Source organism: Micromonospora sp. NBS 11-29 (assembly GCF_002140155.1).
Lineage (GTDB): Bacteria > Actinomycetota > Actinomycetes > Mycobacteriales > Micromonosporaceae > Micromonospora.
The window spans coordinates 205200-212411 of record NZ_NAPR01000002.1 but is presented as its reverse complement, the minus strand read 5'-3'; the positions used below and the strand labels follow the sequence as shown (position 1 = coordinate 212411).

3 protein-coding genes and 2 pseudogenes are annotated in these 7212 nt (G+C 73.2%); 1 reads left to right on the top strand and 4 read right to left on the bottom strand.

All coding sequences use genetic code 11. The annotated features are described in order from the left end of the window. The coding region (locus tag B1205_RS00955) for an endo-1,4-beta-xylanase (protein WP_303394871.1) at positions 1 to 517 on the bottom strand (517 nt) is incomplete at its 3' end. Between the two features lie 228 nt (positions 518 to 745). Beyond that, positions 746 to 3605: pseudogene (locus tag B1205_RS00950) on the bottom strand (glycoside hydrolase family 9 protein). Between the two features lie 415 nt (positions 3606 to 4020). Here B1205_RS00950 and B1205_RS00945 point away from each other — a divergent pair. Next, entirely contained in the window at positions 4021 to 5586 is a 1566-nt protein-coding gene (locus B1205_RS00945) for an aldehyde dehydrogenase family protein (protein WP_089153871.1), read from the top strand. 183 nt (positions 5587 to 5769) lie between these two features. Here the strand turns inward: B1205_RS00945 and B1205_RS00940 are convergent, their stop codons facing one another. Next, positions 5770 to 6846 (bottom strand): GNAT family N-acetyltransferase, encoded by a 1077-nt coding sequence (locus tag B1205_RS00940; protein WP_089153870.1) that lies wholly within the window; start codon positions 6844 to 6846, stop codon positions 5770 to 5772. 80 nt (positions 6847 to 6926) lie between these two features. Next, positions 6927 to 7212, bottom strand: a pseudogene (locus tag B1205_RS30575) (amino acid-binding protein); the annotation flags it as partial.

Genomic DNA, 7212 nt, shown 5'->3' with positions numbered 1-7212 from the left:
ACGCCTCGTTCACCACGTCCCACGCGGCGAGCTTGCCCTTGTAGTGGGCCATCACGCCGTTGATGTGGTTGATCATCGCGGTGCGCAGCGAGCTGCCGCTCAGGCGCTGCATCCAGGCCGGCTGCTGCGCGTGCCAGGCCAGCGTGTGCCCACGCACCTTCAGCCCACGCTGGGTCGCCCAGTTGTAGATCTGGTCACCGGAGTTGAAGTTGAACTGGTTCTGGTTCGGCTCCGTCGCGTCCGGCTTCATCTCGTTCTCGGCCGTGATCATGTTGAACTCACGCCCGGCGATCGTGCTGTACGTCGAGTCGCCGAGCCGGCCCGCCGCGATGGCGGTGCCGAAGTATCGGCCCGACTGCGCGGCCGCCGCACCCAGCGTGGTCGCCGCGGCGTTCGCCGACGGCATCATGACCGCGACCGCGGCCACTGTCACGACGCTGACCGCGCCGGCGAGCACCGCTCGGACGGCGGGCGATCGCCGCCGCCGGTACCCGCCGCGGGAAATGAATGGGCTCATTGCCACTCTGGCCTCCTTGCTGGCCAACACCCGAGCCGTCTGGGCGGGGACGACTGGACGTCTGGGTTGTCATATTGAACGTTGCCGATGCTTTCATCCGAGCATCCGATCGAACAATATGTTTCGGAAAAGTTTCGGTACGGTTTTGCCGCCCGTCGACGCGGACGACGGCGCGACGTGGCCGGTCACCCCGGTACGGTGACCGACCACGCCCGCCGGATCGGCGCCTCAGGAGACGGTGCAGGCGCCCCCGTTGAGGGTGAAGGCGGTGGGCTTCGGGTTGGCGCCGGTGTGGGTGCCGTTGAAGCCGAAGCTCGTCGACGCCCCCGCCGCCAACGCCCCGTTGTAGGCCAGGTTCGACGCGGTGACCGCCGTGCCGGTCTGGGTGACGTTCGCCGACCAGCCCTGCCCGACCTTCTGCCCGGCGTTCGGGAACGTGAAGGCGAGCGTCCAGCCGGTGAGCGCCGTGGTGCCGGTGTTGGTGATGGTGACGTTCGCGGTGAACCCGGTGTCCCACGTGTTCGCCGTCCAGGTCACCGCGCAGCCGCCGCCGGACGGCGCGGCCGTGGTGGTGACCGTGACGCCGGGCGAGGCGGGCGAGACGTTGCCGGCCGCGTCCACCGCGACCACCGTGAAGGTGTACGTGGTGGAGGCGGTCAGCCCGGTCACCGCCAGCGTGGTGCCGGCGGTGGAGCCGACCAGGACGGTCCCGCCCCGGTAGACGCGGTAGCCGGTGACGCCGACCGCGTCGGTGGCCGGGCCCCAGGTCAGCGTGAGTCCGGTCGGGCCGACCGCCGAGGCCGTCGGCGTGCCGGGCGCGGTCGGCGCGGTGGTGTCCGGCGCCGGGGCGGCCGGCGTGGTGACGGTCACCGCCGCCGACGCCGCCGACCGGTTGCCGGCGCCGTCGAGCGCGCGCACGGTGAACGAGTACGTCCGCTCGGGCGTGAGCCCGGTGACCGCGAGCGTGGCGCCGGTGGCCGCGGTGACGACCGGGTCGCTCCCGGTCGAGGTGCGGGTGACCTCGTACCCGGCCAGGCCGCTGCCACCGGTGTCGGTGGAGGCGGGCCAGGTCAGGGTGAGGCCGGTGGCGGTGACGGCGGACGCGACCGGGGTGCCGGGGACGCTCGGCGCGGTGGTGTCCGGGGTGGCCGGGCCGGGCTCGTCGCCCCAGACCCGCACGCCGCCGGAGTAGAGCGGCACCTTCCGGTTCGGCCCGGCGGTGGCCTGGTACGACGGGTCGTTCGTCGGGTCCCAGGTGCCGCCCTCCGGCACGCCGATCTTGAACTGCACCTCCATCCGGTGCTGCGACTGCCCGGCCGGCGCGATGGTGTAGCCGGTGCAGTCGACCTCCACGTACCAGATGTCGCCGCTGAACTGCTTGGCCGTGGACGGCGACGGGCAGCCCTGGGTGTAGCCGGGGGTCACGGTGACCGGGCCGGTGCCGTCGGGGCGGAAGTAGTACCGGAACTTTCCGGTGGTCAGCGCGCGGGCCGGGAACGCCGACTTGTTGTAGATGATCGCCTTGAGCCCGGTGGCCCTCGGCTCGGCCTGCATCACCGTGGTCTCCACGGTCAGCTCGTCCATGTCCGGCGTCTCGGCGACCGGGAAGCCGGCGCGCGGGCTGCCGCCGTACTCGCCCGTCAGCCGGGCCAGCGCGGAGGTGAAACCGGCGTTGTAGTCGGTGGCCACCTCGTTCATCACGTAGTCGGAGCGGCTGTCGCTGTACGCGTCGTTGGCCGACGACGGGCCGCCGACCAGCGCGCCGTAGAGCACGTGCCGGGTCTCGACGGGCACGGTCTGGCTGTCCCACCAGGAGCCGTGCGCGGTGCGGTGGTGCGGGTTCTTCGGCGCGTTGGTCCCGAACCCGATCATGTAGCTGGAGTTGCGCGGGTTGTCGCCGAGCGCGTAGTTGACCTGCCGGACTGCGAAGTCGTGGTAGCGGGCCTTGCGGGTCGCGTCGGTGGTCTTGTCGCTGTACACCAGCGCGGCGAACGACGTGTTCGCGGCGTAGCGCAACGCGCCCCAGGAGTCGAGCACCGCCATCCCGCCGGGCGAGTACGGCACCTTCTGCCCGTTGACGCCCACGGTCCAGTAGTCCAGCCAGCGGTTCGCGTCGTCGACGTACTTCTGCTTGCCGGTCAGGTTCGCCAGCAGCACGTACGCGCCGAACTGCTTGTTGTCCCAGGCGATCGTCCACTTGTAGGAGCGGGTGGTGGACTGCGGCTCGGTGCCGAGCTTGTCGTACTCGCTCTCCGCCTTGGCCAGGTAGGTCGCGTCGCCGGTGGCGCGGTAGAGCCAGATCGCCCCCCAGACCAGCTCGTCCTGGTAGCCGCTCCACGACTTGTAGAACGAGGCCGCGTCGGTGATGCACTCGCTGTAGGACTTCCGCACCGTGTCGGCGAACGTGTAGAGCTGCTTGGCGTGGCCGAGCAGCTTGTCCGCGTAGGCGGCGTCGGTGGGACGGAACACCATGGACGACGCGGCCATCGCGGCCGCCGTCTCGCCGGCCAGGTCCGCGCCGCCGCAGCTCGCATCGATCTTGTACGCGGGCCGCGCCATCGGCAGCACCTCGGCCGGGCCCCACCACTTGTGGTCGTCGTCGCCCTTGCCGATCTGGCCGTAGAGCACGTTGGCAGCGGGGTGCGCCTTGACGAAGTAGTCGTTGACGAAGCGCAGGTTGTTCAGCAGGTGGGTGAGCTGACCGGAGGCGACGTAGCCGTCCCGGTACTCGACCGCGCCCCAGGCCAGCATGGTGGCGCTGAACGCCATCGGGAAGCCGAACTTCACGTGGTCGCCGGCGTCGTACCAGCCACCGGTGAGGTCGAGGCCGACGTCGGAGCCGTCGGTGAGCGCCGAGTCGCCGCGCCAGGACACCCGGTTCCAGCTCGGCTTCTTCCCGGACTGCTGGGCCTCGTAGAAGAACAGCGACTTCTGCAACGCCTCGGCGTAGTTGAACGTGGCCGCGGCGGCCTNGCGCGGCGGCGGCCGGCAGCGGCACGGCGGCGGCCAGCGCGGCCACCAGCGCGGCGCCGGCGACGAGCAGCCGGCGGGACGGGCCACCACGCGGCGGCGGGGTCGGTCGGGGCATGGCGAACTCCTGTGGAGGGTGCCGCACGGCGGCCCGGCGGGGACGGTGCCGGCAGGCCGCCGTGCGGCGGTGGTGGTGGGGTGGACCACGGAGGCGCGGGAGCGCTCCCATGGATGTTCGACAATGTAATCTCGGACACGCGGATTGGGAAGACGGGCACCCCGGGCGCACCCGACGCCAGCCGGGCCGGAGAAATGTCACGCCATCGAAACACGCCGATGAGTAGGATCAAGGTCGACCTGCTCAGCATGGGCCCGCTCATCCCGAAGGAGGATCGAAGACCACCGTCACCGGCGCGTCGCATCCTGGCATACGAACGTACTGTTGCCCGCTCCGCGACGGGCGCGGGACAGTACGCCACATCCAGCGGTGCCATCGACGCCGCCGCTCCCCCGGACAACCTGAGGAGATCGCGATGGCTCTCAGACTCGCCGACGGCACCTCCTGGTCCGACACGCTGGCCCGCGCGCTGGCCGCCACGCCGGAGGCCTTCGGCACGGCGCCCGACGGCACCGCCGTCCTGCACAACCTCGTCGAGGGCGAGTGGCGGGCGCTCGGCACGCCGGCCCCGGTCCGCACCCCGGTCGACAACACCGTGCTGATCTCGCTGCCCCGGCTCGACGCCGACGCGGCGCGCGGCGCGGTGGCCCACGCCGCCGTGGCACACCGGCAGTGGGCCCGGACCCCGCTCGCCGAGCGCACGGCCCGCGTCACCGACGCGCTCGACGCGCTCACCGCCCACCGCGACCTGCTCGCCCTGCTGCTGGTCTGGGAGATCGGCAAGCCGTGGCGGCTCGCCTGCGCCGACGTGGACCGCGCGCTCGACGGCGTGCGCTGGTACGTCGGCGAGATCGAACGGATGCTCGCCGACGGCCGCGAGCCGCTGCCCGGCCCGGTCAGCAACATCGCCTCCTGGAACTACCCGATGAGCGTGCTGGTGCACGCCGAGCTGGTGCAGCTCCTGGCCGGCAACGCGGTGATCGCCAAGACCCCGTCCCAGGGCGGCGCGGTGTGCCTCACCGTCGCGCACGCGCTGATGCGCCGCGCCGGGCTGCCCGCCACGCTGCTCTCCGGCAGCGGCGAGGAGCTGTCCGAGGTGCTCGTGCGCGCCCCGGAGATCGGCGCGGTGGCGTTCGTCGGCGGGCGCTCCAACGGCGGCAAGGTCGCCGCCGCGCTGCTCGACTCCGACAAGCGGCACTTCATCGAGCAGGAGGGCCTCAACGCCTGGGGCATCTGGGACTTCTCCCAGTGGGACATGCTCGCCGCGCACCTGCGCAAGGGCTTCGAGTACGGCAAGCAGCGCTGCACCGCGTACCCCCGGTTCGTGGTCCAGCGGGATCTGGTCGACGAGTTCCTCGACATGTACCTGCCGGTCGTCCGCTCGATCCGGTTCGGCCACCCGCTCGCGGTCGGCGACGACTGGTCGGCCGGCGACCCGCTGCCCGAGCTGGACTTCGGGCCGCTGATCAGCGCCGCCAAGGCCGACGAGCTGCGGCGCAAGGTCGACGAGGCGGTCCGCGGCGGCGCCGTGCCGCTGCACCGGGGCAAGCTCGACCGGGCGCCCTTCCTCGACGGGCAGGACACCTCGGCGTACGTGGCCCCCGCCGTGCTGCTGGCCCCACCCGGCCGGTCCCGCCTCATGCACGCCGAGCCGTTCGGCCCGGTGGACACCATCGTCGTGGTGGACACCACCGACGAGCTGCTGGCCGCGATGAACGCCTCCAACGGCGCGCTGGTCGCGTCGCTCGCGTGCGACGACGAGGAGCTGGCCGGCAAGCTGGCGGTGGACCTCCAGGCGTTCAAGGTGGGCATCAACAAGCCCCGCTCCCGGGGCGACCGGGACGAGCCGTTCGGCGGCCGGGGCGCGTCCTGGAAGGGCGCGTTCGTCGGCGGCGATCTGCTGGTCCAGGCGGTCACCGTGGGCGGCGACGGGCGACTGTACGGCAACTTCCCCGACTACAGCAGCTACCCGGCCACCTGAGCCGCAGCGGTCCGCCGGACACGGACGGGGCCCCCGCACCGGGGGCCCCGCCGTGTCACCGTCCCCCGCATCGGAGGTCGGTCAGGGTGGCGCCGTGGTGGCGCCGGTTTCGGCCGTCGGCCGTTCCCGTCGGCGTGTCGCGCCATTGAGACACGCCGCAGGGCCCGACCGGGTGGCCGTCGGTCATCCCGATCGCTGCGCCGGCACGCCCGCCCCGGTGCGCGGCAGCGGGAGCGTGGCCAGCGGCACGGTCGCGGTCAGCACGCCGCCGTCGCGCTCCATGGCCGCCGGCCGGTCCAGCCGGCGCAGCGTACGCAGCATCGGTGTGTTCTCGGCCTGCGTGTGCAGCAGCACGGCGGCGTAGCCGGCCCGGTCGGCGTGGCCGAGCAGACGGCGCAGCAGCGCCGAGCCGAGGCCCCGGCGCTGCCAGTCGTCGCGGACCAGCAGCGCCGCCTCGGCCTCGTCCCCCTCGCCGAGCAGGTTGGCCATTGCCACGACCGACTCCGCCGCCCCGTCGGAGCCGGTCGTGGCGAGCAGCGTCGACCCCCGGGCCGGTTCCAGCAGCCGGCGCAGTCGGGCCGACGACGGCTGTGCCGCCCCGCCCAGGTAGCGCCGTCGCCGGCTCCGTTCCGAGCAGCCGGTGTGCAGGTCGAGCACGGCCGGCACGTCCTCCGCGGTGGCCGACCGCACCGACACCTCGGCGCCGTCGGGCAGCACCAGGGTGATCCGGTCGGCGTCGCGGCGGGCCAGCGTCGTCGCCAGCTCGACGAGCGCCTGCGCCCGGGCGTACTCGGCCGGGGTGAAGCTCGGGTCCCGGCGGCACAGCTCGTAGCCGCCGCCCGCCGGGTCGGCGAGCAGCATGGTGGTGCCGCCGACGCCCCCCGGCACGGCGGCGGGCGTCGGACGCCAGGTCACCGCGTCGGCGCCGAGCAGGGTCCGTAGCGTCGCCCCGACCGTCTCCGGGTCCCGGACCAGCCGGGTCGCCAGGCCGAGGACCCGGGTCGGTTCGTCGGCCAGCCCGCGCGCCTCGCTGCGCGCGACCCAGCACTCCCGGCCCCGGCCCCGCTCCACGGCGGCCCGCAACTCCGCCTCGGTGACGTGCTCCGGCGCGTCGACCAGGAAGTCGTCGACCGCGCCGGCCTCGGTGGTGTGCACGTGCACGGTGAGGATGTTGACCCCGCGCAACGCGAGGCTCGCCGTGAGCACCGACAGGTAGCCCGGCCGGTCGTCCACGGTGGCTCGGATCCGCCACAGCGCCATGGTTGTCTCCCTTCCTCACCACCGACGATGCCGGCCGCCTGTTGCGCCCCCGTTGCTCCGGGGTGACGCGGTGCCGCCGGTCAGGTGATGGTGGTCACCGGTGGTGCGCCCACCAGGTCCAGCCGGTCGCCGAGGATCACCGCGCTGGCGCGCACGAGCTGGGCGAGCCGGTCCACCTCGGTGGAGTGGAACCCGGCCGCGCAGAGCGGCTCGCTGTGGTCGCGGGCGACCACCAGCACGAGGCCCGCCCGGCCGAACGGCGCCACCGCGTAGTGGTGTCCCTCCGGGCTGGTCATGGCGCGGGCCCGCAGCGGGGTGACCTCGGGCAGCCGGGGCGGCGCCGGGGCCCGCCAGCTCGCGTGCCCG

What these genes read in the sequence shown, in the direction of transcription:
- B1205_RS00940 (WP_089153870.1), bottom strand. Translation starts at nt 6,846, where the DNA reads ATGGCGCTGTGGCGGATCCGAGCCACCGTGGACGACCGGCCGGGCTAC.
- B1205_RS00945 (WP_089153871.1), top strand. Translation starts at nt 4,021, where the DNA reads ATGGCTCTCAGACTCGCCGACGGCACCTCCTGGTCCGACACGCTGGCC.